Origin of the sequence: Bradyrhizobium sp. CSA207 (genome assembly GCF_029051685.1) — a bacterium.
Taxonomy (GTDB): Bacteria; Pseudomonadota; Alphaproteobacteria; order Rhizobiales; family Xanthobacteraceae; genus Bradyrhizobium.
The window spans coordinates 83,707-108,570 of the sequence record NZ_JAACFT010000013.1 but is presented as its reverse complement, the minus strand read 5'-3'; the positions used below and the strand labels follow the sequence as shown (position 1 = coordinate 108,570).

The 24,864-nt window shown below is 63.8% G+C and carries 27 protein-coding genes and 2 pseudogenes; 14 read left to right on the top strand and 15 right to left on the bottom strand.

From position 1 onward, the window contains the following. Positions 1–90: 90 nt before the first annotated feature. Genes GWG65_RS16580 through GWG65_RS16565 form a run of 4 tightly spaced genes read right to left on the bottom strand, consistent with a single transcriptional unit; the run spans position 91 to position 3,614 of the window. Complete coding sequence (locus GWG65_RS16580) at positions 91–1,704, bottom strand: DHA2 family efflux MFS transporter permease subunit (protein ID WP_275196636.1); 1,614 nt, start codon at positions 1,702–1,704, stop codon at positions 91–93. After that, positions 1,701–2,852 carry an HlyD family secretion protein gene (locus GWG65_RS16575; RefSeq protein ID WP_275196635.1) on the bottom strand — a complete coding sequence of 384 codons (1,152 nt, stop codon included), beginning with the start codon at positions 2,850–2,852 and terminating at the stop codon, positions 1,701–1,703. The genes GWG65_RS16580 and GWG65_RS16575 overlap by 4 nt, the downstream gene beginning before the upstream one ends. A 21-nt stretch (positions 2,853–2,873) precedes the next feature. Beyond that, positions 2,874–3,218 carry a hypothetical protein gene (locus GWG65_RS16570; RefSeq protein WP_275196732.1) on the bottom strand — a complete coding sequence of 115 codons (345 nt, stop codon included), beginning with the start codon at positions 3,216–3,218 and terminating at the stop codon, positions 2,874–2,876. A 21-nt stretch (positions 3,219–3,239) separates the two neighbouring features. Next, positions 3,240–3,614, bottom strand: a complete 375-nt coding sequence (locus GWG65_RS16565) for a PRC-barrel domain-containing protein (RefSeq protein ID WP_275196634.1) — start codon at positions 3,612–3,614, stop codon at positions 3,240–3,242. A gap of 144 nt (positions 3,615–3,758) precedes the next feature. Between GWG65_RS16565 and GWG65_RS16560 the strand changes: the two are divergent. From GWG65_RS16560 to GWG65_RS16540, 5 genes and pseudogenes are all read left to right on the top strand, one after another. Continuing rightward, positions 3,759–5,545: pseudogene (locus tag GWG65_RS16560) on the top strand (thiamine pyrophosphate-requiring protein). Between the two features lie 3 nt (positions 5,546–5,548). Next, positions 5,549–5,776 (top strand): hypothetical protein, encoded by a 228-nt coding sequence (locus GWG65_RS16555; protein ID WP_275196633.1) that lies wholly within the window; start codon positions 5,549–5,551, stop codon positions 5,774–5,776. Positions 5,777–6,110: 334 nt separating this feature from the next. After that, entirely contained in the window at positions 6,111–6,713 is a 603-nt protein-coding gene (locus GWG65_RS16550) for a phosphatase PAP2 family protein (RefSeq protein ID WP_275196632.1), read from the top strand. Next, on the top strand, positions 6,710–7,057 hold the full coding sequence (locus tag GWG65_RS16545; RefSeq protein WP_148741608.1) for a DUF3147 family protein: 348 nt from the start codon (positions 6,710–6,712) through the stop codon (positions 7,055–7,057). The genes GWG65_RS16550 and GWG65_RS16545 overlap by 4 nt, the downstream gene beginning before the upstream one ends. Beyond that, entirely contained in the window at positions 7,057–7,545 is a 489-nt protein-coding gene (locus GWG65_RS16540; protein WP_275196631.1) for a DUF3147 family protein, read from the top strand. Before GWG65_RS16545 ends, GWG65_RS16540 begins: the two co-directional genes overlap by 1 nt. 165 nt (positions 7,546–7,710) lie before the next feature. Here the strand turns inward: GWG65_RS16540 and GWG65_RS16535 are convergent, their stop codons facing one another. Beyond that, positions 7,711–7,875 (bottom strand): hypothetical protein, encoded by a 165-nt coding sequence (locus GWG65_RS16535; protein ID WP_275196630.1) that lies wholly within the window; start codon positions 7,873–7,875, stop codon positions 7,711–7,713. 180 nt (positions 7,876–8,055) lie between these two features. Between GWG65_RS16535 and GWG65_RS16530 the strand changes: the two genes are divergently transcribed. Then, positions 8,056–8,310 (top strand): hypothetical protein, encoded by a 255-nt coding sequence (locus GWG65_RS16530; protein ID WP_148741604.1) that lies wholly within the window; start codon positions 8,056–8,058, stop codon positions 8,308–8,310. A gap of 144 nt (positions 8,311–8,454) precedes the next feature. On the opposite strand, the gene GWG65_RS16525 is transcribed toward GWG65_RS16530, so the two are convergent. The 3 genes from GWG65_RS16525 to GWG65_RS16515 all read right to left on the bottom strand — a co-directional run bounded on the left by GWG65_RS16525 (position 8,455) and on the right by GWG65_RS16515 (position 9,192). Then, positions 8,455–8,661: a hypothetical protein gene (locus GWG65_RS16525; RefSeq protein ID WP_275196629.1), complete on the bottom strand. Its 207-nt coding sequence runs from the start codon at positions 8,659–8,661 to the stop codon at positions 8,455–8,457. 85 nt (positions 8,662–8,746) lie between these two features. Further along, positions 8,747–8,878, bottom strand: coding sequence for a hypothetical protein (locus tag GWG65_RS16520; RefSeq protein ID WP_275196628.1), 132 nt, complete (start codon positions 8,876–8,878; stop codon positions 8,747–8,749). Between the two features lie 119 nt (positions 8,879–8,997). Further along, positions 8,998–9,192, bottom strand: coding sequence for a hypothetical protein (locus tag GWG65_RS16515; RefSeq protein ID WP_148741602.1), 195 nt, complete (start codon positions 9,190–9,192; stop codon positions 8,998–9,000). A 94-nt stretch (positions 9,193–9,286) separates the two neighbouring features. Between GWG65_RS16515 and GWG65_RS16510 the strand changes: the two genes are divergently transcribed. Beyond that, positions 9,287–9,796 carry a DUF4142 domain-containing protein gene (locus GWG65_RS16510; RefSeq protein WP_275196627.1) on the top strand — a complete coding sequence of 170 codons (510 nt, stop codon included), beginning with the start codon at positions 9,287–9,289 and terminating at the stop codon, positions 9,794–9,796. Positions 9,797–9,802: 6 nt separating this feature from the next. Here GWG65_RS16510 and GWG65_RS16505 read toward each other — a convergent pair whose 3' ends face one another. After that, positions 9,803–10,099 carry a hypothetical protein gene (locus GWG65_RS16505; protein WP_275196626.1) on the bottom strand — a complete coding sequence of 99 codons (297 nt, stop codon included), beginning with the start codon at positions 10,097–10,099 and terminating at the stop codon, positions 9,803–9,805. 264 nt (positions 10,100–10,363) lie between these two features. Here GWG65_RS16505 and GWG65_RS16500 point away from each other — a divergent pair, with 264 nt between their 5' ends. Continuing rightward, complete coding sequence (locus tag GWG65_RS16500; RefSeq protein WP_275196625.1) at positions 10,364–16,654, top strand: HAMP domain-containing protein; 6,291 nt, start codon at positions 10,364–10,366, stop codon at positions 16,652–16,654. A gap of 12 nt (positions 16,655–16,666) precedes the next feature. Beyond that, positions 16,667–18,157, top strand: a complete 1,491-nt coding sequence (locus GWG65_RS16495; protein ID WP_275196624.1) for an HWE histidine kinase domain-containing protein — start codon at positions 16,667–16,669, stop codon at positions 18,155–18,157. Here GWG65_RS16495 and GWG65_RS16490 read toward each other — a convergent pair. Then, the gene (locus GWG65_RS16490) at positions 18,154–18,375 is read right to left on the bottom strand and encodes a hypothetical protein (protein WP_275196623.1); all 222 of its coding nucleotides are present in this window, start codon (positions 18,373–18,375) and stop codon (positions 18,154–18,156) included. The two genes, GWG65_RS16495 and GWG65_RS16490, sit on opposite strands and share 4 nt — an antisense overlap. 139 nt (positions 18,376–18,514) lie before the next feature. On the opposite strand from GWG65_RS16490, the gene GWG65_RS16485 reads away from it, so the two are divergent. Together GWG65_RS16485 and GWG65_RS16480 are read left to right on the top strand one after the other, a co-directional pair. Next, a complete protein-coding gene (locus GWG65_RS16485; RefSeq protein ID WP_275196622.1) occupies positions 18,515–18,772 on the top strand; it encodes a hypothetical protein in 258 nt (85 codons plus the stop codon). 123 nt (positions 18,773–18,895) lie between these two features. Then, positions 18,896–19,135 (top strand): hypothetical protein, encoded by a 240-nt coding sequence (locus tag GWG65_RS16480; protein ID WP_275196621.1) that lies wholly within the window; start codon positions 18,896–18,898, stop codon positions 19,133–19,135. Positions 19,136–19,455: 320 nt separating this feature from the next. Here the strand turns inward: GWG65_RS16480 and GWG65_RS16475 are convergent, their stop codons facing one another. Next, entirely contained in the window at positions 19,456–19,677 is a 222-nt protein-coding gene (locus GWG65_RS16475; RefSeq protein ID WP_275196620.1) for a hypothetical protein, read from the bottom strand. A gap of 115 nt (positions 19,678–19,792) precedes the next feature. Here GWG65_RS16475 and GWG65_RS16470 point away from each other — a divergent pair, with 115 nt between their 5' ends. Then, the gene (locus tag GWG65_RS16470; RefSeq protein WP_275196619.1) at positions 19,793–19,987 is read left to right on the top strand and encodes a DUF3072 domain-containing protein; all 195 of its coding nucleotides are present in this window, start codon (positions 19,793–19,795) and stop codon (positions 19,985–19,987) included. Positions 19,988–20,077: 90 nt separating this feature from the next. Continuing rightward, a complete protein-coding gene (locus GWG65_RS16465) occupies positions 20,078–20,386 on the top strand; it encodes a DUF6496 domain-containing protein (protein ID WP_275196618.1) in 309 nt (102 codons plus the stop codon). A 6-nt stretch (positions 20,387–20,392) separates the two neighbouring features. Here GWG65_RS16465 and GWG65_RS16460 read toward each other — a convergent pair whose 3' ends face one another. From GWG65_RS16460 to GWG65_RS16450, 3 genes and pseudogenes are all read right to left on the bottom strand, one after another. Beyond that, positions 20,393–20,755, bottom strand: coding sequence for a hypothetical protein (locus GWG65_RS16460; RefSeq protein ID WP_247383022.1), 363 nt, complete (start codon positions 20,753–20,755; stop codon positions 20,393–20,395). A gap of 273 nt (positions 20,756–21,028) precedes the next feature. Continuing rightward, positions 21,029–22,567 (bottom strand): Do family serine endopeptidase, encoded by a 1,539-nt coding sequence (locus tag GWG65_RS16455; protein WP_275196617.1) that lies wholly within the window; start codon positions 22,565–22,567, stop codon positions 21,029–21,031. Between the two features lie 147 nt (positions 22,568–22,714). Beyond that, a pseudogene (locus GWG65_RS16450) lies at positions 22,715–23,548 on the bottom strand (cell division protein FtsH); the annotation flags it as partial. A gap of 140 nt (positions 23,549–23,688) precedes the next feature. Here GWG65_RS16450 and GWG65_RS16445 point away from each other — a divergent pair. After that, the gene (locus tag GWG65_RS16445) at positions 23,689–24,525 is read left to right on the top strand and encodes a universal stress protein (protein WP_275196616.1); all 837 of its coding nucleotides are present in this window, start codon (positions 23,689–23,691) and stop codon (positions 24,523–24,525) included. A 19-nt stretch (positions 24,526–24,544) separates the two neighbouring features. Here GWG65_RS16445 and GWG65_RS16440 read toward each other — a convergent pair whose 3' ends face one another. Continuing rightward, positions 24,545–24,751, bottom strand: a complete 207-nt coding sequence (locus GWG65_RS16440; RefSeq protein WP_275196615.1) for a hypothetical protein — start codon at positions 24,749–24,751, stop codon at positions 24,545–24,547. Positions 24,752–24,864 lie beyond the last annotated feature (113 nt).

Genomic DNA, 24,864 nt, shown 5'->3' with positions numbered 1-24,864 from the left:
GCCCGATCTCCATCTCCAAGGTCCAGGCGCTCTTCGGCTGCCGACAGAGCTCCGATGAGGGTCGACCGACGATGGTGGCATCAGGGGACATCAATGCCCGCGCGCCGGCGCGCGCAAATCGATCGGCCGGATGACCGCGGCAATCGGGATCAACAACGCCGCAATAACGGCAAGCGTCCAGAACACGTCGATATAAGCAAGAAGATCGATCTGCTGCTGGAGGGTCTGGCCGATCCAGGCGATCGCTTGCGAGGCAGCATCCGTTGCATTCGAGCCTTGGGCCTGGAAGAAGCGCGTCATGGCGTCGATGGTTTGCTGATAGCCGAGATCGGACGGCGCGGCGTGCTCGATCAGGCGGCTCTGATGGAATTGCTGGCGCTGCGCCAAGAGCGTTTGCGCCAGCGCCACGCCCATCGAGCCGCCGATATTGCGGGCGACATTGATCAGGGCGGAGGCCTGGTTGGTCTTCTCGGGTGGCAAGCCGTCATAGGATGCCGTTGTCACCGGAAGGAATAGGAAGGGAAGAGCGACCGCGAGATAGATTCGCGCCAGCGCGGCGTAGCCGTAGGTGATGTCCCCGGTAAGCCCGGTCAGATGCCACATCGAAAGTGCGGCAGTCGCAGCGCCGAACATGATCAGATATTTCGGCTGCACTATCGTGACCAGTCGTCCCGCCGCCGGCATCAACATCATCGTCACGACGCCGCTCGGCGACAGCACCAGTCCCGCGAGCATGGCGGTATAGCCCAGCTCCGTCTGCAAAAGCTGGGGCAATAGCTGCGTCGTTGAGATCAGCACCGCAAATGTGCCAAGCATGACCAGGAAACAGGACCCGAACTGGCGCCTGCCGAGCAGGCGGATGTCGACGATGGGATCATCCCGCATCAACTCCCACGGGATCAATGCGAGCAGGCAGAAGGCGGCAAGCAGTGCAAAGGACAGGACCATGTTCGATCCGAACCAATCATTGCGCTGGCCTTCGTCAAGGACGAATTCGAGCGAGCCGAGCCCAATCGCGACCAGCAGGAAGCCGATGTAGTCGACGCGCAGGCCTCTGCTGAGCAGCTCCGCCCTCTCCTCTTCCGCGCCCGACGGCTCCTTGACCAGCGTACCGACCAGGAACAGCGAGATCAGACCCATCGGCACGTTGATCAGGAAGACCCAGTGCCAGGAGTAGGTGTCGGTAATCCAGCCGCCGAGCGTCGGGCCAATCACTGGGGCGACCACGACTGCGACGCCATAGATCGCAAACGCTTGGCCGCGTTTTTGCGGCGGAAAAGAATCAGCGAGGATCGCCTGCTCGCTGGTCGCCATGCCACCGCCGCCCAGCCCCTGCAGAATCCGGAACAACACAAGCGCCTGCAAACTCCAGGCGAGGCCGCACAACAGCGAGGCCACCGAAAAGGTCGCGACGCAGATCATATAGAAGCGCTTGCGGCCGATCACGGTCGAGAGCCAGCCCGAGATCGACAGCACGATGGCGTTGGCGACGAGGTAGCTGGTGATGACGTAGGTGCTCTCGTCGATGCCGACCGCGAGCCCGCCGGCGATGTGGCGCAGCGCAACGTTGGCGATGGTGGTGTCGAGCACCTCCATGAAAGTCGCGATCGAGACGACGAACGCGATCAGATACGGATTGTGCCCGCCGGCCGCCGAGCGCTCCGGCGACCAGCCTCCTGCGCTGCCTTGCGCGACCTCGGTCACCGCACCTTCGTCCAGGGCACGACCGACATGCCCGGGCCGACCGGCAGATCGGCCGGCCAGTTGTCGACCATGATCTTCACCGGCACACGCTGCACCACCTTGACGAAGTTGCCGGTGGCGTTTTCGGCGGGCAGCAGGCTGAATGCGGTGCCGGAGCCCGGCTGCACGGAATCGACGTGACCGGTCAGTTTGCGTCCGGGATAGGCATCGATGTGGATCTCGACGGTTTGGCCGGGCCGCATGTCGTTGAGTTGGGTTTCCTTGTAGTTGGCGACGATCCACACCTCGTCGGGGACGAACATCATCAGGCTCTGTCCCGCCGCGACGAAGGTGCCCTTGGCGCCGCTCAGCTTGACGACGCGGCCGGATTGCGCCGCGACGACGTCGGAATATTGCAGGTTCAGCTTGGCCTGATCGAGTTGCGCCTGCGACTGCCCGAGCTGCGCCTTGGCGCCCTCGAGCTGGGCCTGGAGCGTCTTGATGCCGAGCTCGGCCGCGGTCACCGCCGTCTTGGCGCGCTCGGTATTGGCCTGCTGCGCCTGAAGGTCGGAACGGGTCTGCTGCTGGCGCTGCACGGTGCCGGCGCCCTTCTCGGCAAGATCCTCGGCGCGCGCAAATTCCTCCTGCGAGAACCGGAGCTGGGCCTGGGCCTGTTCAAGCTGCGCCTGCGCCTGCTTGATCTGCTCGCGCTGCGAGTCGATCTGCGCATCGAGATTGGCGATGTTGGCCTTGGAGGCCTCGACCTGCGCCGCGGCCTGATCGACGGCGATGCGGTAGTCGCGCTCGTCGATCTTGGCCAGCAGGTCGCCGGCATTGACATGCTGGTTGTCCGTGACCGGGACGTCGGTGACGTAACCACCAACCTTCGAAGCCACGGAAAAGCTGCGCGCGGCGACGAAAGCGTCATCGGTGGATTCATAGTGGCGGATCTCCAGCCAGTAGAGCAGGCCGCCGACCAGGGCCGCGATCAGCAAGATGGCGCCGAGGGTTGCGAGCAGCCAATGTTCGCGAAGCCGCTCGCGCAGCGGCGGCGTCGCCGGCTTCTGGTGGTTGGCGTTGTGGGTCTGATCGGGAGACGCTTTCGGAGCGTCCTTCGCCCTCTGCGGCTGCTCCGCAGACGGCCCACGCTCCCGTGTCTGAGCATCCACGGCGAACACCCTTTCTCGGGACTAAACCGGCAGGGCGGCCAAGGCCGGCGCGCTCGCCGCGAGCCTAACCGCCAGCGCCAAAGCAAGGTTCCGACTGCGACCGGCATTACCGTCATTCGTGATTGCATTGTCCAAAAAAGAAGCGCGGGCTCGTGCGTGCCGCGCCCATCTCGACCGCCTCGGCGCCTTGCTCAGTGCGTCTTCGTCTGATGCCATCTTTTGATGCCATCTTTCGAGATCGGGCTTGACCTCGTCGTCCGATCCCTGCTCCTTCTCCGGATTGCCCTTCCAGGGCTTGTCCGTCTGGCGGTGCGATCCCCAGTCACTCTGGCGCCGCGGATCGTCGGTAGGTTTTTCCTTGCTCATCGCGTGTTCCTCAGTGATCCCCTAAACGAAGGGAACGCCGTAATAGGCGTTGATCCGGCGCACCGCCGCGTCATCACCCCAGTTCCACTCGCTCTTGTCGCCATATTTCGGTGCGCCGGTCAGCTCCTTGGTGGTAATGCCGGTGACGTAGCCGCCGAGTTCAGTGTCATATTTCAGCGACTGCCAGGGCAACGGGTAGTGGTCGTTACCGAGCCCCAGAAATCCGCCGAAGCCAAGCACGGCGTAGGACACCTTGCCGCTGATCTTGTCGATCATCACGCGCTCGATCCAACCGATCTTGTTGCGGTCGGCGCCATAGACCGATGTTCCCTCGACCTTGTCGCTACCGATCAACCGGCCCATCTCGTTTTGGTCCAGTTCGCTTCGATTCAACATCTCAATTCTCCACTCAGCCTGAGTTCAGCCTAAGTAAAGACAACCCGGATAAACGAGCGATCGTTCCGGCGCGTGTTCCGCGAGGGTTGAGGAACATCGCCGGAGACGGCGGGTTCTCGATCGTCACACCGGGAGCCACCCGCGATGACCCAGACCGTCTCCGACTTCATCGTCCAGCGTCTGCATCAATGGAGCGTGCGCCACATCTTTGGCTATCCCGGAGATGGCATCAACGGCGGATTCGGCGCGCTTCAACGAGCTGACGGCAAGATCGGCTTCGTCCAGGCGCGGCACGAGGAGATGGCCGCGTTCATGGCGAGCGCCTATGCGAAGTTCTCCAGCCAGCTCGGCGTCTGCATTGCGACCTCTGGACCGGGCGCCTCGCATCTCGTCACCGGCCTCTACGATGCTCTGCTGGACCACCAGCCGGTGCTTGCGATCGTCGGCCAGCAGGCACGCAACGCATTAGGCGGGAACTATCAGCAGGAACTCGATCTGGTCTCGATGTTCAAGGACGTCGCCGGCGCCTATGTCCTGCAGGCATCTTCGCCAGCGCAGGTGCGACACCTGATCGACCGATCGGTGCGGATCGCGATGGCGCGGCGGACCCCGACGGCGATCATTCTGCCCAACGACGTCCAGGAGGAACCATACAGCGATCCGCCGCGCGCCCACGGTACGTTGCACTCCGGTATCGGCTACAGCGCTCCAAACATCACGCCTCGTGACACCGATCTCGATCGCGCCGCAGGCATTCTCAATGCCGGCAAGGTCGCGATGCTCGTCGGTGCCGGCGCGCTGCATGCCACCGACGAGGTGATTGCCGTCGCCGACCGCCTGTCGGCCGGCTGCGCCAAGGCGCTGCTCGGCAAGGCGGCCCTGCCCGACGACCTGCCCTGGGTGACCGGCTCGATCGGCCTGCTCGGCACCGAGCCCAGTTACAAAATGATGATGGAGTGCGACACGCTGGTGATGATCGGCTCCGGATTTCCGTACTCCGAGTTCCTGCCCAAGGAAGGCGCCGCGCGGGGCGTCCAGATCGACATCGACGCCAGCATGATGTCGATCCGTTTTCCCATGGAGGTCGGCCTCATAGGCGACACGGCCGAGACATTGCGCGCGCTGTTGCCAAGGCTCAAACCCAAGAGCGACGCTTCATGGCGCAAGGGCATCGAGGACAGCGTCGCGACATGGTGGAAGACGCTGGACGACCGTGCGCATCAGCCAGCCGCGCCCGTCAATCCGCAGCTCGTGGCCTGGGAATGGTCGCCGCGCCTGCCCGAACGCGCCATCATCACCAGCGATTCCGGTTCCTGCGCCAACTGGTTTGCGCGCGACCTCAAGATGCGCAGCGGCATGACCGCCTCGCTCTCTGGCGGCCTCGCCTCGATGGGCGCCGCGGTACCTTATGCGCTCGCCGCAAAATACGCGCATCCGGACCGGCCGGTGATCGCGCTGGTCGGCGACGGTGCCATGCAGATGAACAACATGGCCGAGTTGATCACGGCCGCAAAATACTGGCGCGACTGGCGGGATCCGCGCTTCATCGTCTGCGTCTTCAACAACGAGGATCTCAACCAGGTCACCTGGGAGCAGCGCATTATCAACGGCGATCCCAAGTTCGAGGCATCGCAGCGCATACCAGAGACGTGTCCTATTCACGCTTTGCCGAGCTGATCGGCTTGCGCGGCATCTATGTCGACAGCCCGGAACTGCTGGGTTCGGCCTGGGACCAAGCGCTGGCGGCCGAGATGCCGGTGGTGCTGGAGGTGAAGACCGACCCCGAAGTGCCGCCGCTGCCGCCGCACGTCACGTTGCAGCAGGCGAAAAACTTCTCGCTAGCACTGATGAAGGGCGATCCAAACGAAGTCGGGGTGATCAAGGGAGCGGCACGGCAGGTGCTCGAATCGATCCTGCCCGGAAAGGAGTGAACCATGAGCGACTTTCGCGACATCCAGCACGGCGTCAACGATCCGGTCGACGGAGTCGACGTGAAGCGACAGATCAACCCCAACCAGACACCGCACGAGCGGGCGCAGCGTCATGCTGACGTTCGCTCGGCGCCCTCCGCTTCGCCCGCCGAGCCATTCCTGCCGGAGAGGCTTCGGCGCGAGCCAACCGACCCGATCAATCCGCGCACCGGCCGCAATCGAACCGACTAGCCGCTTAGGAACATCCGAGGACGCCGGCATCCCGGCGTCTTCCTCGAGCTGGCAACGATCCCCGTCTCCGCAGGTCGAAGCGCAACGTTCTCGGAGACCATCATGGCCGATCAAACCAGAACTTCGATATCCCGCCGGCACGTCGTTCACGCGGCGAGCGCAACGCTTGCTGTGACGCCAGCTATGCCACGGGCCAAGGGTATGGTGCTTCCGGCGGAGAGCTGGACACCCGTCGTCGCCCATCGGGGCCGCAGGAGAGCGGCGCGCCGGCGAGGAACCTTCATTGTCACTGAAGCTTTACAAAAGTTCATGAAGGATAGCTCACCGTAGAACGATGGCATTAGTAGAGGTCAGACCCACCCGCGTCGACACAACCATTGCGAACGAAATCGCGGTGCACACCAATTCAGGCATCGAGCGTACCGCACAGACCCTGACCTGGGGCGCTGACGAGCACGTGCTGCTCGCGCTGGCTGCGGCCGGGTGGCTCTATGCCCACCTTGTGCAGCCGCGGCAGCGCCGCATCGCCAACCACGTTCTGACTGTTTCGCTGGCGACCGCCTTGCTGCCACATGTCCTGAAATCCGTGTTCGATCAGACCAGGCCGGACCGGTTGACAGTGCGCGGACATCAAAAGGGCGTCCCTGTCTCCGGACAGCCGCGCGACGCCTTCCCCTCCGGCCACGCCGTTCATATGGGCGCACTTGCCTCGGCGGCGGGCTTGCTGCCGCCGACGCCGCGGCGCCTGGTGCGCTCGGTTGCGGTCGCGCTTTCGCTGACGCGGATTGCGCTGCTCGCGCATTGGACGAGCGATGTGGTGGCAGGCTTCGCGCTCGGCGCTGTCGTGGAAAGACTAGTGCGGCCATTGACGCTGGCAAAATCGCGCAGCCGGCAAGAATCGTACAGCCGGCAAGACAAGTCACAGGCACGGTCATGACCGAATATATCGTGCGCTTCATTGCCGGCGGCGTGATCGTTTCCGCGTTCGCGATCCTCGGTGACATGTTCAGGCCGAAGAGCTTTGCGGGGCTCCTGGGCGCCGCCCCTTCCGTCGCACTGGCCACGCTTGGCATCGCCGTCGTCCGGCATGGATCTCACTATGCCGCCGCCGAAAGCTGGACCATGATCTATGGCGCTGTCGCACTCGGCTGCTACAGCGTCGTCGTCTGCCATCTGTTGATGCGATACCGTCTGAATGCGTTGCCGGCCACCACCCTCGCTTTGACCGTGTGGCTTGCGGTAGCCTTCGGACTGCTCGCGGGCTTGGGAGGGGCGGCCTGATGCCGGTCAAGCTGTCACTCTCCGCGCTGAAGCAGACTCGCTGGTATGAGTATGGCGTTCGCTTCCTGCTGGGCGGCCTGGCGACCGTGCTCACGGGGATCGTGGGTGCGCGCTTCGGTGTGTCTGTCGGTGGTCTCTTCCTCGCGCTCCCCGCCATCTTCTGCGCCAGCGCCACGCTGGTGGAAAGCCATGAGCGCCGCACCAAGCAGAAGGCCGGTCTCAGCGGTCGGCGGCGCGGACAAGAGGCGGCTGCGCTCGATGCGGCCGGCGCTGCCTGGGGAAGTATCGGTCTTGTGGCATTCGCCGCCGTTTTCTATCTCACCGCAGCTGCAAGCGTCCTTGGCGCCTTCGCTGCAGCCCTGACGGTATGGGCCGTTGTCTCAGTGTCGGCGTGGTGGCTCAGGCGGAAGCTCCGCATCGTGTCCCATCGTGCACGACGGTCCGGGCGCTGGCCATCATCAGCGAAGACCCCCCATCTGTTCCCGTGACGACAGAAATTCGTGAATTCGTGCATCTCGGCCGCGGCGTGAAGCTGCTCGAGCCGCGCAGCAACGGCGTCGCGCTGCTCGCCATCCCGCAGGTTCGCCAACTCACGTTCAAGCCGGCATTTCTGCGCCTCGATACGCTCCATGATTGTGGGTGGCATCGACCGCTTACGCATTTCGCTCCCCCGGCGGTTGGGGCTCCGGCGGTTGCAGGCCCGGGCTATTGGCCCAGCGCTCCACTTGCTCGATAACTTTCTGATGGCTCGCACGCACCGGCTTGGGTGCTTCCGGTTCTTCGGAAAGCTTGCGGGGTAACCTGACTTTATCCGTCATGGCGAGTCTCCATTCCCGTTTCCCGCATTATGCGTCAGTCCCCGCACCTTTCCAACACACAAACTATTGATTTTATTGAAGTATTTTAATAATTTGATGCTCTTTCCGACTTTTGTGGAACCCGCGTCGGGTTAGGCGGTTGAGTAAACTACTCAATCTGCACATTCGATGTGGTGAGTCATGAATGATCTTCGCGCCGAGCGCCTCCAGGTCATGCTCTCGCCGGAAGAGTTGGCCGCAGTCGATGATTTCCGCTTCAAGCATCGTATGCCGACGCGTGCCGCAGCGGTCCGCGAGCTTCTCAAGATCGGGCTTGCCGGTGCCGTCCCCGACGGCCCACCAGGGATCAAATCAAGCAATTATGGCGTGTTCGGGCGGGGGGCCGACGGGCACATCCGGGGCAATCGAGCCCAGCCGGGCGATACGGAAGACTGAATCGGATCGCAGATATTTCATAAGCAAACGGCCCCGGCACAGGTGTGCCAGGACCGTCCTTGGAGATTGCTTCCGGCGCACCGGGGGCATGACAGCCGGAAGCAAACGTTCGACTCTTCGCGTATGGATTCGTTCCTTGTGAGACTAGCCGCTCGGCGCGCCGCCGGAATCATCCGGCGTCATGCCTGAGCCGGGCGTCTTGCTGTTGTCGCTCAGCTTGGGATCGCGTGTCGCCTCCCGCGAGGGCAATCCCTTCGGCCCCGACTTGTGCACACTCTGTGCACGCTGCTTATCGCGCAGCTGCTGTTCACCGCGCTTGTCTCTGACGATGCCTTGATCGGAATGGACCATGATGTCCTCTCGCCTCCTCTGATGCCTCGAAGCGCTTACGCGCCGCTGTGTCGAAGGTTCCGGCCCGAGCGAGAGCGACTTGTTGCTAGCTGTGCGCCGCGCGTACCGTGGCCGGTGTACTCGCCAGATGCACTTGCCGCACGGTGGTCACCGTCGCGAACGCGACGGAGACGCCGAAGGCGAGGATGAGTGAGAGAAGGGCTAGACGTGGAGTCATCGCAAATCCTCTTTCTGGAACCGAAAATCAACGCGATCGACTATTCCCTAATCATCGTGGATTTGTCGCCTTCATTCCGTGAGCGGAATCACACGGGAGTTTCGCGCAAGCGTGAGCGCTCACACATCCTGCTTGTGGGGGACGCGGTCCGTAACGGGCGGGATTTCGCCATCGAGCCAGTCCTGCTCGTTCGCGAGCGCCATCCAGGCCTCCGCCATACGCGAATAGCGCTTGTAGCTCGGTTGCCCTTCCGCGCGTTCGGCGAGCTGCAGGCAGTTCTCTGCGTTATCTCTGAAGATATCTGATTGCTTCATACAAAAAACGTGGGGTCGGAACCTGCGTCCCGCAACCGCCTTACCGGATCGTAATCTTCGCGGAACTTCGCGCGCCATCAGTCATTGGATAGTCATGCGAGTTCTTGTCGCGATCGTCTTGGCATTCATCGGCACGGCAGCGCTTGCGGACAACATCGGCGAGCGAACGCCTGGGGAGCGCACGCCGACCGCGAACGACGTCGTCAGCAGCCTCTACGCCTTCAGCCACTTTCAGCAGGACCTGTTGGAGAGCACCGACCTGAAGGGCAATGCGGAGGTCAAAAATCTTGCCGCCTTGCGGGTCGAGGAGGCAGCCAAGCGCGACAAAGCGCTGAAAGAAATTCAGCAAGCGATTGGTGCCGAGCCACACGCCGGCAAGACCATGCCCGGCGCCATCCTCGTCGAGCCCGAAGCCTCGGACGGACCAACTTACGTCAGAAGCTTCTATGCTGCGCAGATCCCCGAATATGAGTCCGTCATCACCCTGCTCGAGCACTATCTGAACGGGCCGGACAATCCCGCACTGGCCGCCTTCGCGCGCGAACAGCTGCCCAAGCTGCGCGGCCAGGTCAAGGACGTGGAGCGCACGATGGCCGACAAGTAGCCGCGATCATTTGTCGTCCGAATGCCGCTGCTGGCTCTCGGGGCGCACCGTACGGTCGCTCTCGGGCATCTTGCCACGGCCCGCATCGCCATTGTCATCCTTGCCGCCCGAGGTCGAAGTGCCGCTGCCGCTCGGGCTCGGCCTTGTCGCCGCGCCTGTCGTGGGCGAATCGGCGCGCGGGGTCGCGGAGCTTGCCGCGGGATCACCGGTCACGGCTCCGCGTCCGCTGGGTGCGCCCCCCTGCGCCAGCGCCGAGCCGGCGCCGAACAAGCTGACGATAATCGCTGCAAACACGGCTCGCATGCGTCTCTCCATGGTTTTGCGGGCTAACCACAGGGCCTGTGCTCTGTTCCGACGGGCCTCTATCCGGGGCACCTGCGGGACGGAAACTTCTTCTGAAAGGGATGGAACCGACGTCCTCCCTCGCCGTTATTGCGATTGGGCTGAGTAGAGCAGGTTCCATTTTCGTGCGCCGCAACGTTGGCGCTTGATTTCGAATTTGGCTGACGCTCTAGTTTGACAATTGCGTCTGGCCTTGGATTCGGCCGACGCCTGCGGGGGAATCATATGAGCGACCTCGATCCCGGAACTGCATCACGCTCCGGTCGTCGCGTCCCAAAGCCAAAAATCAATGATGCGTCGGACCCGGATTCCCGGCCGGAATTGCTGCTCGCATTGCAGGCAATGCGCAGCGGCGATTTTTCCGTGCGCATGAGCGTCGACTATCTCGGCATCGACGGCAAGATCGCCGACACTTTTAATGAAATCATCGCCGCCAACCAACGGATGGCGCAGCAGCTCGAGCTGGTCGGCCAGGTGGTGGGGCGCGAAGGCAAGACGCGGCAGCGCGTGAAGTTCGGGCTGGCCTCGGGCTCCTGGGCCGACATGGAAGGCTCGGTCAACACGCTGATCGACGACCTGCTGTGGCCGACCCGCGAGGTCACGCGCGCGGTCGCAGCCGTCGCGCAAGGCGACCTGATCCAGACCGTCAAGCTCGACGTCGAGGGCCGGCCGCTCCGCGGCGAATTTTTGCAGTCGGCGACCATCGTCAACACCATGATCAAGCAGCTTGGCGTGTTCACCTCCGAGGTGACGCGCGTCGCGCGCGAGGTCGGGACCGAGGGCAAGCTCGGCGGACAGGCCCAGGTGCCGGAAGTGACCGGCGTCTGGAAGGATCTGACCGAGAGCGTCAACTCGATGGCGAACAACCTGACCAACCAGGTTCGCAACATCGCCGAGGTGACGATCGCGGTCGCCAACGGCGACTTGTCCAAGAAGATCACCGTCGACGTCCGCGGCGAAATCCTCCAGCTCAAGGAAGCCATCAACACGATGGTGGACCAGTTGCGCTCCTTCGCCTCCGAAGTGACGCGCGTGGCGCGAGAGGTCGGCACCGACGGCAAGCTCGGCGGCCAGGCGATCGTGCCCGGCGTCGCCGGTACCTGGAAGGACTTGACCGATTCCGTCAATGCGATGTGCGGCAACCTCACCGCGCAGGTGCGCAACATCGCCAACGTCACCACCGCCGTGGCGCGCGGCGACTTGTCCCGCAAGATCACCGTGGACGTACGCGGCGAGATTCTGGAGCTGAAGGACACCATCAACACCATGGTCGACCAGCTCAACTCGTTCGCCTCGGAAGTGACGCGCGTGGCGCGCGAGGTCGGCACCGAGGGCAAGCTCGGCGGCCAGGCCCAGGTGCCCGGTGTGGCCGGAACCTGGAAGGACCTCACTGACAACGTCAACTTCATGGCGTCGAACCTGACAGCGCAGGTCCGCAACATCGCCGACGTCGCCACCGCGATCGCTGGCGGTGACTTGTCGAAGAAAATCACGGTGAACGTGTCCGGCGAGATCCTTCAGTTGAAGGAAACGCTCAACACCATGGTGGACCAGCTCAACGCCTTCGCGGGCGAAGTCACCCGCGTCGCGCGCGAGGTCGGCACCGAGGGGCGGCTCGGCGGCCAGGCCAACGTGCTTGGCGTCGCCGGCACCTGGAAGGACCTGACCGAAAGCGTCAACTCGATGGCGTCGAACCTGACCGCGCAGGTCCGCAACATCGCCGAGGTGACGACGGCGGTCGCAGGCGGCGACCTCTCCAAGAAGATCACCGTGGACGTGCGCGGCGAGATTCTCGAGCTGAAAGACACCATCAACACCATGGTGGACCAGCTCAACGCCTTCGCCGGCGAGGTCACGCGCGTCGCGCGCGAGGTCGGCACCGAAGGCAAGCTCGGCGGACAGGCCCAGGTGCGTGGCGTCGCCGGCACCTGGAAGGACTTGACCGACTCGGTCAACTCGATGGCCTCGAACCTGACCGGCCAGGTCCGCAACATCGCCGAGGTCGCCACCGCCGTCGCGAAAGGCGACCTGTCGAAGAAGATCACGGTGAACGTGTCCGGCGAAATCCTTCAGTTGAAGGAAACGCTCAACACGATGGTGGACCAGCTCAACGCCTTTGCCGGCGAAGTCACGCGCGTGGCGCGCGAGGTCGGCACTGAAGGCAAGCTCGGCGGCCAGGCCGAAGTGCCCGGCGTCGCCGGCACCTGGAAGGATCTCACAGACTCCGTGAACTCGATGGCGGGCAACCTCACGGCTCAGGTCCGCAACATCGCCGAGGTCGCGACCGCCATTGCCGGCGGCGACTTGTCGCGCAAGATCACCGTCGACGTGCGCGGCGAAATCCTTCAGCTCAAGGACACCCTCAACACGATGGTCGACCAGCTCAACCGCTTCGCGGGCGAGGTGACGCGCGTGGCGCGCGAGGTCGGCACCGAGGGCCGTCTCGGCGGTCAGGCCAACGTGCCCGGCGTCGCCGGCACCTGGAAGGACCTCACGGACTCCGTGAACTCGATGGCGGGCAACCTCACTGCCCAGGTCCGCAACATCGCCGAAGTGACCACCGCCGTGGCGCGCGGAGACCTGTCGCGCAAGATCACCGTCGACGTGCGCGGCGAAATCCTGGAGCTGAAGAACACCATCAACACCATGGTGGACCAGCTCAACGGTTTTGCCGGCGAAGTGACGCGCGTGGCGCGCGAGGTCGGCACGGAAGGCAAGCTTGGCGGCCAAGCCGAGGTGCCCGGCGTCGCCGGCACCTGGAAGGATCTCACCGACAATGTCAACTTCATGGCCTCGAACCTGACGGCCCAGGTCCGCAACATCGCCGAGGTCGCGACCGCCATCGCCGGCGGCGACCTGTCGAAGAAGATCACGGTGGACGTGCGCGGCGAAATCCTTCTGCTGAAGGACACGCTGAACACCATGGTCGAACAGCTGCGCTCCTTCGCCGCCGAAGTGACGCGCGTTGCCCGCGAGGTCGGCACCGAAGGCCGGCTCGGCGGTCAGGCCGTGGTGCCCGGCGTCGGTGGCACCTGGAAAGACCTCACGGACAACGTCAACCTGCTGGCTGCGAACCTCACCACGCAGGTCCGCAACATCGCCGAAGTCACGACCGCCGTGGCGCGCGGCGACTTGTCGCGCAAGATCACCGTGGACGTGAAGGGCGAGATCCTCGAGCTGAAGAACACCATCAACACCATGGTGGACCAGCTCAATGCCTTCGCCGGCGAGGTCACCCGCGTCGCGCGCGAGGTCGGCACCGAAGGCAAGCTGGGCGGCCAGGCGCAGGTGCCGGGCGTCGCCGGCACCTGGAAAGACCTCACCGACACCGTCAACTTCATGGCGGCGAACCTGACCGAGCAGGTCCGCGGCATCGTCAAGGTGGTGACCGCGGTCGCCAACGGCGATCTGAAGCAGAACCTCACCGTGAAATCGAAGGGCGAGGTCGCGGCGCTCGCCGACACCATCAACAACATGACCGAGACGCTCGCGACCTTCGCCGACCAAGTGACGTCGGTGGCGCGCGAAGTCGGCGTCGAGGGCCGGCTCGGCGGTCAGGCCAACGTGCCAGGCGCCGCCGGCACCTGGAAGGACCTCACTGGCAACGTCAACCTGCTGGCGGCCAACCTCACCTCGCAGGTGCGCGCGATCGCGGAGGTGGCGACCGCGGTGACCAAGGGCGACCTCACCCGATCGATCCAGGTCGACGCCCGCGGCGAGGTCGCGGAGCTGAAGGACAACATCAACACGATGATCACGAACCTCCGTCTTACGACGGACGTGAACACCGAGCAGGACTGGCTCAAGACCAACCTTGCCAAATTCACCAACATGCTTCAGGGCCAGCGCGACCTCACCACCGTCGGCCGGCTGCTGCTCAGCGAATTGTCGCCGCTGGTGAGCGCCCATACCGGCGTGATCTATCAGGTCGAGAACGAGGACAGCCCGCAGCTTCGCCTGCTCGCCTCCTACGCTGGCGACGGCGTCTATCCCTATCAGCAGGTGCTGCAGTTCGGCGACGGGCTGATCGGCCAATGCGCGCTCGACCGGCGCCCGCGTGTGGTCGCGGACATTCCCGCCGACGTGGTGCCGATCAATTCGGCGCTGCTCCGCGTCGCACCGAAAGACCTCGTGGTGCTCCCGGTCCTGTTCGAAGGCCAGGTCAAGGCCGTGATCGAGCTCGCCTCGCTTGCCTCGTTCACGACCTCGCAGATGACCTTCCTGGAGCAGCTCACCGACTCCATCGGCATCGTGCTCAACTCGATCGAGGCGACGATGCAGACCGAAGGCCTGCTCAAGCAGTCGCAGCAGCTCGCCGGAGAGCTTCAGACCCAGCAGCGCGAGTTGCAGCAGACCAACGACCAGCTCGAGCAGAAGGCGCAGCAGCTCGCCGAGCGCAACGTCGAGGTCGAGCGCAAGAACCAGGAGATCGAGCAGGCCCGCCGCGCGCTGGAGGAAAAGGCGACCGAGCTCGCGCTGACGTCGAAGTACAAGTCCGAATTCCTGGCCAATATGAGCCACGAGCTACGCACGCCGCTGAACTCGATCCTCATCCTCGGCCAGCAGCTCACGGACAATCCGGACGGCAACCTCTCGGCCAAGCAGGTCGAATTCGCCCGCACAATTCACGGCGCCGGCACCGACCTGCTCAACCTCATCAGCGACATTCTCGATCTCTCCAAGATCGAGTCCGGCACGGTGACGGTCGACGCCGAGGAGATCCTGACGGCGAACCTGCTCGATACCGTCGGACGGCCGTTCCGGCACGAGGCCGAAAATCGCAACCTGTCGTTCAAGATCGACGTCGATCCGAACCTCGCGCGCAGCCTCGTCACGGACTCCAAGCGCCTGCAACAGGTCTTGAAGAACCTGCTCTCCAACGCCTTCAAGTTCACCGCCGAAGGCGAAGTGCGGTTGAAGGTTGCCGCCGCGCTCGGAGGCTGGGGTACGGATCATCCGGTGCTGAACACCGCACCGGCCGTGATCGCGTTCGAAGTGTCCGACACCGGCATCGGCATACCCTTGGAGAAGCAGAAGCTGATCTTCGAGGCGTTCCAGCAGGCCGACGCCGGCACCAGCCGCAAATATGGCGGCACCGGCCTTGGCCTTGCCATCAGCCGCGAGCTCGCAAGCCTGCTCGGCGGAGAAATCCACCTGCGCAGCGCGCCTGGCAAGGGCTCGACCTTCACGCTCTATTTGCCACTGAAATATTCAGGGCCGACGCTCGCACCGCGCGCCGCGCCACAACAATACAGCCAACCGCCGGCACTTCAGCAGGTAGCGACGGCGCCCGAGCGTGTCATCGAACAGCTTCCCGACGATCGGCTCAATCTCGAGCCAGGCGACAGCATCCTGTTGATCGTCGAGGACGACCCGCATTATGCGCGCGTGCTGATCGATCTGGCCCGCGACAAGGGATTCAAGGTGCTGGTCGCCGCCCGCGGCGCGGAAGCCCTCGAGCTTGCGAAGCAATATCAGCCGAGAGCCGTCTCACTCGACGTCTTCCTGCCCGACATGCTCGGCTGGACGGTGCTGAGCCAGCTCAAGCACAATCCGCTGACGCGCCACATTCCGGTGCAGATCATTACGCTCGACGAGGACCGCCAGCATGCGCTCGCCCGCGGCGCCTTCTCCTTCGTGAACAAGCCGACGACGACCGAAGGCGTCGCCGCCGCGCTGACGCAGATCAAGGAATATGCGCGGCCCCGGCGCAAGCGGCTCCTGATCGTCGAGGACAACGAAGCCGAGCAGCTCTCGATCCGCGAGTTGCTGGATCACGACGACATCGAGATTGTGACGACCGGTACCGGCGCCGATGCGCTCTCGATGCTGCGTGAGGCACCCTTCGATTGCATAGTGCTCGACCTGCGGCTGCCCGATATGAGCGGCTTCGAGGTGCTGGACCATATCCGCAAGGACGATGCACTCTCGAACATTCCGGTGGTGGTGTTCACCGGCCGCGAGCTCTCGGCGGAGGAGGATGCGGAGCTGCACACCATGGCGCGCAGCATCGTGGTGAAGGGCGTGGAATCGCCGGAGCGTCTGCTCGACGAGACCGCCCTGTTCCTGCACCGCGTGATCACGGAGCTGCCGGTCGAGAAACAGCGTATGCTGGAAAAGTTGAACAGTTCCGACGAGGACCTGATCGGCAAGACAGCGCTGCTCGTCGACGACGACGCCCGCAACATCTTCGCACTGTCGAGCGTGCTGGAACGGCGGGGCATGAAGGTGTTGACGGCGACCACCGGCAGAGAAGCAGTAACGCTGGTCGAGTCCAACCCGGAAATCGCGATCGTCTTGATGGACATCATGATGCCGCAGATGGATGGCTATCAGACCATCGGCGTTATTCGCGAGAATCCGGCCTTCGCCCGCCTGCCGATCATCGCGCTGACCGCCAAGGCGATGAAGGGCGACCGCGAGAAATGCCTGGAAGCCGGCGCGTCCGACTACCTCGCCAAGCCCGTGAACACCGACCAATTGCTGCTTGCGATTCGCATGTGGCTGCATCGCTGATCGGGACCAGAAATGGACCACGAAAAGGTCAACATCCTCCTCGTCGATGACCAGCCGGCCAAGCTGCTCGCCTACGAGGTCATCTTGAAGGAACTCGGCGAGAACCTCGTGATCGCGTCGTCGGGTCGCGAGGCGCTGGAGGTGCTGCTGAAGACCGAGATCGCCGTGATCCTGGTCGACGTCTGCATGCCCGACCTCGACGGTTTCGAGCTTGCCGCGATGATCCGGGAGCATCCGCGCTTCCAGAAGACCGCGATGATCTTCATCTCGGCCATTCAAGTGAGCGACATCGATCGCCTCCGCGGCTACGAGATGGGCGCGGTCGACTACGTTCCGGTGCCAGTCGTGCCGGAGGTGCTGCGCGCCAAGATCAAGGTTTTTTCCGAGCTCTACCGCAAGACGCGTGAGCTCGAGCGGCTGAACCAGGAGCTCGAGGATCGCGTCCGCGCGCGCACCGCCGAGCTGGAAAACTCCACCGCAAAGCTGCGGGAGAGCGAACAGCGGCGCAGCATGGCGATCGCCGCCGGCAAGATGGGATCGTGGGATTGGGACTGGATCAACGGCGACTGGATGTGGGATGAAGGCCAGTATCGCATCTTCGGCGTTAGCCCTGAGAATTTTAACGTCAATCCGGCCAACGTTCAGGCTCTGTTGCACCCCGACGACGTCGATGAGTTGCGCAAGGCGATCGCCGAATTCAACAAAGGCTCGCGCGCTTATGAAACGGAGTTCCGCATTGTGCGGCCCGACGGCGACGTGCGTTGGTGCGTCGGTACGGCTGCCGCGACCGTCGATGGGAGCGGTCGCGTGGTGCGCGTGAGCGGTGTCACCGTGGACATCACCGAACGCAAGCGTGCCGAGGAGCGGCAGAATCTGCTCGCGCGTGAAGTCGATCATCGCGCCAAGAATGCGCTGGCGCTGGCCCAATCGATCGTGCGCCTCACCCGTGCCGACGAGGTCAAGGCATATGTCAACGCCGTCGAAGGGCGCATCAATGCGCTGGCGCGCGTTCACACCATCCTGTCGCTGTCGAGCTGGCAGGGCGCCGAATTGTCGAAGCTGATCGACGAGGAGCTTGCGCCCTATTCGCTCGGCGGCCAGATCAGGCTCGCGGGTCCCGAGGTACAGCTCGTGCCTGCCACCGCTCAGACGCTGGCGCTGGCGCTGCATGAACTCTTCACCAACTCCGCAAAGTATGGCGCACTCTCGACGCGGTCAGGCCGGCTCACGATCGGCTGGCAGGTCGATAACGACGCGCTCGCCGTGACGTGGGAGGAATCCGGCGGCCCGCTAGTGAGGCCTCCGAAGTCGCGCGGCTTCGGCACACGCAGCCTGCTGGCGAGCGTCGAATCCCAGCTCGGCGGACAGGCGCTGTTCGACTGGCGGCCCGAGGGGCTGTTGTGCCGCCTGCAGGTGCCGTTGACCCGCAAGATTGCAGCGTCCTCCGCACCCGACAAATTTGGCGCCGCAGCCTCGGCGGAGTTGCAGCGCGCGTCGGGCTAGCCGGACGCCGCCCTCCTCATTCGCCGCAGCGGTCGCGCTTCCTCGGCGACGCGCCCTTCGAGCCAGGCTTCCGTCTGAGCGAGATCGCGTAGCGCCCTCGCGTAGCGGCGGGCCGCACTTCGCTCCGCGCCGTGCGGCAGTTTGCGCGCCTTGCGCAGTATATCCGCGGCCGCGTTGCGATAGGCCAGCGAGCGGTAAAGAAAGACAACCTTGCCCATATCGAATGTCCCGTGTTGATGGCGCCATCCTCGCAACTCCGGCCTGAACGCCGGATGAAGCCTGTCGTGACAATTTGTTCATGTAAGTGGAACCCGCGATCCTCGGCCGCGTTTCCCTGCAAATCGAAGGGGCGGCTCCATGCGCACGAAGAGGCCCTCCGGACTTATCTCTCGCACCGGCGCCATCCGTGTGATGACGCACGCGATGATGGGCGCGGCACTGGGCCTCGTCTTCGGCCTTGTGCTCGCACTCACCAACCCTGCCGTCGCCGCGCTGATCCACAACGGCGGCCGTGAAGCCGTTATCGTCTTCATTATCACACTGGTGACCACGTTCGCGATCGGAGCGACACTTACCGGTGTCGTGTTCATTCTCGCCGAGAACAAAGAGTTTTGAAGCGCAAGGAATAGCGCAAGGAATTTTGAAGCGGATGTGAAGCGGCGCAACGTTTTGCGTGGAACTCCTGCAGCGAACGGCAGTTGGCTGCCTGCGTCATTTTAACTCAGGAGTTCCCGCGCAATGAAGACGACCAAGCTCGCTCTCGCCATGATGTTGGCAACCGGCCTTGCCGCGACCCCCTTCGCCGCTCAGGCAAAGTCGCACAAGGCCAAGCAAGGATCTTCGATGTCATCGTCGCAGACCACAGGCGCCAACACCAAATCCTCAAAGGGCGCTGACCCGTCCGGCCAAGGCGGCTCTGGTCCCGGCTCCGATCAGGGCGGTACCATGACGAACAAGGGCACCACCAACACCAAGTGAGTGCCGTCGACGACTCAATCACAAAGCCCCGCGGTGACGCGGGGCTTTTCCGTTCAGCGATGCCGGGGCACCGGTCACACCGCGCTGCGGTGGATGTCCACCCCGCGTTAGCTGCCTCGATTGTCAGCGATGTTAAGGCCGCCGCCTGCGGAATTCATCTTCACGAGATGCTCGAGCCGTACGCGCCTGCGTGCGATCAGAAGCTTGCGTTGTCGCCTCGTCGAGACCCTCGCAATGCAATTGCCCAATGGCGGAGCCCAGTTCGAAAAGCTCGGCGCGCGGGCGTCCGGACTCCTCCACGGTGAGCCGCCAAAAAAATCTCAGCGGGGCGCGATCGCGCCTGCTGGCTTGCCGACTTGCCTGACGGTCCGAAGACGCACCCTGTCCCGAATGTCGGGCAGGACGTCGCCACCGCCCGCCGCCTTCCATTCGGTAATCGCCAGGTTGATTTTCCGCCGCAGGCCCATTTGCGAAAGCGCCTGTTCGGTGCAGTCGCGATCACGGTTGACGAGGTCGCGGACAGATGCCTCGATCTCGGCCATTTCCAGCCGCAAGGCGCTGATTTTCCGCCGGATTTCATTAATTCTGTTGTCCATGGCTTGTTAGAACAAAATAAGAACATATAGTCAAGCCACGATTTCAGAACGGAGATGGGAAATGCAGATTCAGGTGCGGTACGACGCCAGGGCCGTGCTTTCGGAGCAGATGACGCGGACACAGGGCCTCAAGCTGAAGCGGCTCAGCGAAGAGGCTTACCAGCCTGCACAATACGCGCGGGATCTGTCCTTCGCTGAAGCCGCGCGTCGCATCCAGGCACTGGAGGCGGAGATCGAGCTGGCGAATTCGTTCTAGCCTGCTTGCTGCCGTGGAGTGTCGCAGGCCGTGGTTTCGGAACCCTGCCTGCTACGAACGGTTTTCCCCTCGGCCCAAGGGAGAACGTTGATGGCACGCAAGGCGAAGAAGCGCCGCTATTCGCGCAGCTCCGGCAGTGATGTCGAAAGCGAGATGCGGCGCTACAAGAAGGGCACCGCAAAGAGTGGACGCGGCGGTCGTGGCGGACGCGTGAAAAACCGCAAACAGGCGATCGCGATCGGCCTCTCGAAGGCGCGCAAGAAGGGCAAGAAGGTCCCGAAGAAAGCCTCAAAGCGGAAGACAGCCAAGAAAACGTCCAGGAAGACATCGTCCAGGAAGACATCAAAGAAAACGTCCAAGAAGGCGTCGAAGCGCAAATCCGCCAAGCGGTCGCGCTGACCGGCGTCAGATCATGCTGCCCGGCATGAAGCAGCGGATCGATATCCCGAACGAGGTCTTGACCGGCCACACCATGGTGCGACCAGCGCGGTTCGGCTCGGTGATGACAGCTTCATCGGGCACCTCGACCCACTGCCCATCCAGCCGCACGCGATAGTGCCCGTTGTGCGATTCCCAGTCGGGATCGGCGACGGCAAGCCCGTCCGCGTCCGAGCAGCACGGACCGAGATGGCTGCGCAGGCTGTCGAACCACGGCTTGAGCGGAGAATCGGCGTAGCGGCCATCGTCGCGGCCCAAGGCGCTTCCGATCGACAGCACGAAGGGCGCGACGAGCAGCGCACTTCTCAGAAAGAGCTTCAATCGAACCATCTTCGGCACCGATCAAATGCGAACCGCCGGCCAGTTCCACAAAGCGGCCGGACGCTCGAAGTTCCATCCTTGCAACCCGCGCCGGCAGCTTCATTGCCGCCGAGCACATGCAACTCCGAAGTCTGATAAGCGAACGCGGCTTTTTCGGACGAACCCGTCATCATTCCTGCCGTTGACGAGAATGTTATCGGCGCTCTTTGGGAAACTTGCTTGCCGACGGGAAAAGGCGACCCGAAGGCCGCCTTTTTGGACTCGTGCGGGCAGGCGTATGACTTACGCGAGCGGCACTGCGACGAACCGGGTCGCCTCTGCGTTCTTCACCTGCAACAGCACGCTGCGCCGGCCGGATGATCTGGCCTGCGCCAGCTCGGAGCGGACGTCGCCAACACTGGCGACGGCCTTGCCGCCGACATTGAGGATGACGTCGCCGGTCTGGATGCCGCGCTGCGCGGCCGGGCCTTGCGGATCGACCTCGGTCACCACGACGCCGCTCTGGCCGGCGCCCTGCACGTCGCCTGCGGGCGCCAGGCTGAGGCCAAGGCGCGGCGTTCGCGCGTCCGGCTGGACCTTGCCGTCATCGGCCTTGCCGTTGCCTTGGGCCTGCCGCTCCTTCGGCAGCTCGCCAAGCGCGAGCGTCATCGTCTTGCCCTCACCCTTGTGCCAGACGTCGAGCTTCACCGAGCTGCCCGGCGCCAATGTGGCGATGGTGCGGGCGAGATCGCGCGAGTCCTTGATCGGAGTGCCATTGACGGCCGTGATGACGTCACCCGCCTCGATGCCGGCCTTCGCCGCCGGACTGCCACCTTGCGGATTGTCGACGATCGCGCCCCTTGCCTCCTTCAGGCCGATGCTGTCGGCAATATCCGCCGTCACGGGCTGCACCTGGACGCCAAGCCAGCCGCGGGTCACCGCGCCCCTGTCCTTCAGCTGCGCGACGACGAGCTTTGCGGTCGAGGCCGGAATGTCGAAGCCGATGCCGACCGAGCCGCCGGAGGGCGAGAAGATCGCAGTGTTCACGCCGATCACGTTGCCGGTCATATCGAAGGCCGGACCGCCTGAATTGCCCTTGTTGATGGGGGCGTCGATCTGGATGAAGTCGTCATAGGGACCGTTGCCGATGTCGCGGCCGCTGGCCGAGACGATACCGGCGGTCACGGTGCCGCCGAGGCCGAAGGGATTGCCGACCGCGACCACCCAGTCGCCGATCCGCGGCTTCTGGTCGGAGAATTTGACGAACGGGAAATCCTTCTTGCCCTCGACCTTGATCAGCGCCAGATCGGTCTTCGGATCGGTGCCGACCACCTTCGCGGTGTAGATCGCGCCGTCATCCGTCGTGATCTGCACAGACTGCGCATGGTCGACAACGTGGTTGTTGGTCACCGCATAGCCGTCAGCGGAGATGAAGAAGCCGGAGCCCTCGCCGGTGATCACCTGGTGACGCTGGCGCGGCATGCCCTTGGGGCCACCGAAACCGAACTGCCGGGAGAACTGGTCGAACGGCGAATCCTCGTCGGAGTCCATCCGGTTCTGTTGCAGCATCGCGCTCTTGTCGTTGTCCCGGTCGATTCTGACCCGCACCGAGATGACGGCAGGTTTGACCTTGGCAACGAGGTCGCCGAAGCCCGGCGGCGTTGCGGCGGCTTCCGCCGCCTGCGCCGGCCCAACGAACGGGGTCACACCGAACGGCGAAGAACCGGGAGAAGCAGCAAGCACCGCCACGCCGAGCGCGGCCACGGTGCCGAGCAGCGCAAGCCGGCGCGGCCTCAGAATCTTGCGGGACGTGTTGGTGTCGGAATTGACGCGGTCGGTCATGTCGAAATGTCCATGTTGGGTCAGGTGTCGCCTTGACCTCAATATGGACCTCGCGACATTACGGTATCCCGTCCACGCAATTAATTGTTGGCAAAGGAGGCGCGACCAGCGGCCGCCGATGATGGACACCGTCACTTTGCGCCGACGTCATGCGGCAGCTTGCCCGATTGCGGCTTTCGCGCGCGAGGGGGCGAATTGCTCGGCGGTGAGGCTTTCCTTGTCGATCAGAAGTACGATGCCGGCCTCGAGCTCGGAGCGATGCTCCGCAAGAATCCTGCGCGCCGTAACATCGCCCGCCTCGACCAGATCGCGCACGGCAAGGTCGATCTCCCGCCCGGTGTCCTCCGCCGCACTCACGACCGCATCTTGGGCGGCCTGCAGGAACATCAACGGCTTCGATGCATAGGTGCGCTGGCCGACGGTTGCGTCCATGCCGTACTTTGTCACCATCTCAATCGCGATATCGGTAACACGCTGGAGATCGTGGGCCGCGCCGGTCGATATGTCACCATCGAAGATCAGCCGCTCCGAAGCGCGACCGCCCATCAGAACCGCGATGCGACTTTTCAGCTCGCCGACCGTCAGCAGGAAACGATCCTCAGTCGGACGCTGCATGGTGTAACCAAGCGCACCAATGCCGCGCGGGATGATCGAGACCTTCTGCACGGGATCGACTCCGGGCAGATTGGCCGCGACAAGCACATGACCCATCTCGTGATACGCAACGCGCCTACGTTCGTTGGTGCTCAGCACCCGGCTCTTCTTCTCGACGCCGGCTACGATCCGCTCGATTTCCGCGGTGAAGTCTTCGAAGGAGACCTCGTCGGCCTTGCGCCGGGTCGCCGCAATCGCGGCTTCGTTGATGAGGTTGGCAATGTCGGCACCGGTGAAGCCGGCGGTGAGACCGGCCACCTTGTCGAGATCGACGTCCCGCGCCATGTGGATCTTCTTGATGTGAACCCGGAGAATCGCTACGCGACCGCCCTAGGCGGTTGGAGGCCTGCGGTTTTGCGGAGGATCAAAGTTGCTGGGCCGTAGCCGCAGTTGACGCAAGTCAACAAGCGTTTCCCGATCGGTGGAAGATTGGCCCGCACCAAACGACGTCCGCCGGAGGCGCTGTCATGTACAAAGACATTCTCGTCCACATCCCGACCGAGCGCGCGATGCGTCCGGTGATCGACGGCTCGATCGCGCTAGCAGCGAGCCTCCACGCCCATCTCGATGCGGTCGCGGTCGGCTATGTCGCAACCAGCGCCGCTTACGTCATGGAGGGAGGCGCTGCCGTCGCTGCCGTGTTCGAAATGGAACGCGAACGCGCGGTGGAGCGGGCCGAGGCGGCGCTCGCGGTATTCAAGATCGAAGCGGCGAATGCCGGGATCTCCCACGCTTGTCACCCGCTTGGCGCGATCCCCGTAGACGCGGCTGGCTCGCTCGGCGAGATGGCGCGATTACATGACCTCTGCGTCGTACTTCAGCCGGATCCGGAGCACGGTTCGTTTGACAACGAGCTGCCCCGCGAAATCCTGTTCCAGGCGGGCGGCCCGGTGCTGTTCCTGCCGTATACCTTCCGGGGGGCATTCAAGGCGCGCCGGATCGGGATCTGCTGGGACGGCAGCCGCGTCGCCGCGCGTGCGTTGCGCGACGCAGCGCCATTCCTCGCGCGCGCCGAGGAGATCGTGATCCTCACGATCAACGAAGCCGACACGGTCCCGGGGGACGCTTCGGCGGAGAATCTCGCAAAGCATCTCGCCCGTCGCGGGCTCTCGGCCCGCACGGTCGATCTGCCGGCTACACGCGCTGAGATTCAGCCGGCCATCCTGTCATTGGCGGCAGACGAAAATCTCGACCTCCTGATCATGGGCGGCTACGGCCATTCACGATTGCAGGAGCGCATTCTTGGCGGCGTCACCCGCGCCATGCTGGAAGCCATGACGGTGCCGACGCTGATGTCGCATTAGCGAAGTCGGCCCGGCGCTCTCATGCCGCGGCGGGTGTCTCCCACGCCGCGATGCCGTCCTCTTCGCGTTGCGCATTGCACGCGTCGAAATGCGCCTTCAGCGCGATCTCGGCGAGATACTCGAAATGTTCGGCCTGACCCAGCAGTTCCCAGTTCTGGAGCGGCCGATAGGCCGCCTGCTGACGACAGAGGGACGCCAGCGCCCGGTAGCGACGTACGTTCTCCATGAGGCCCTCCCTCGCTTTCACAGGCTTATCGCCCAGATTTGCGTCAGGCCGATGGCGGTTGTGCAAAACATTTGCTGCGGGCACGACCCGCCTGATCGCGGTTGAGTTTTGAG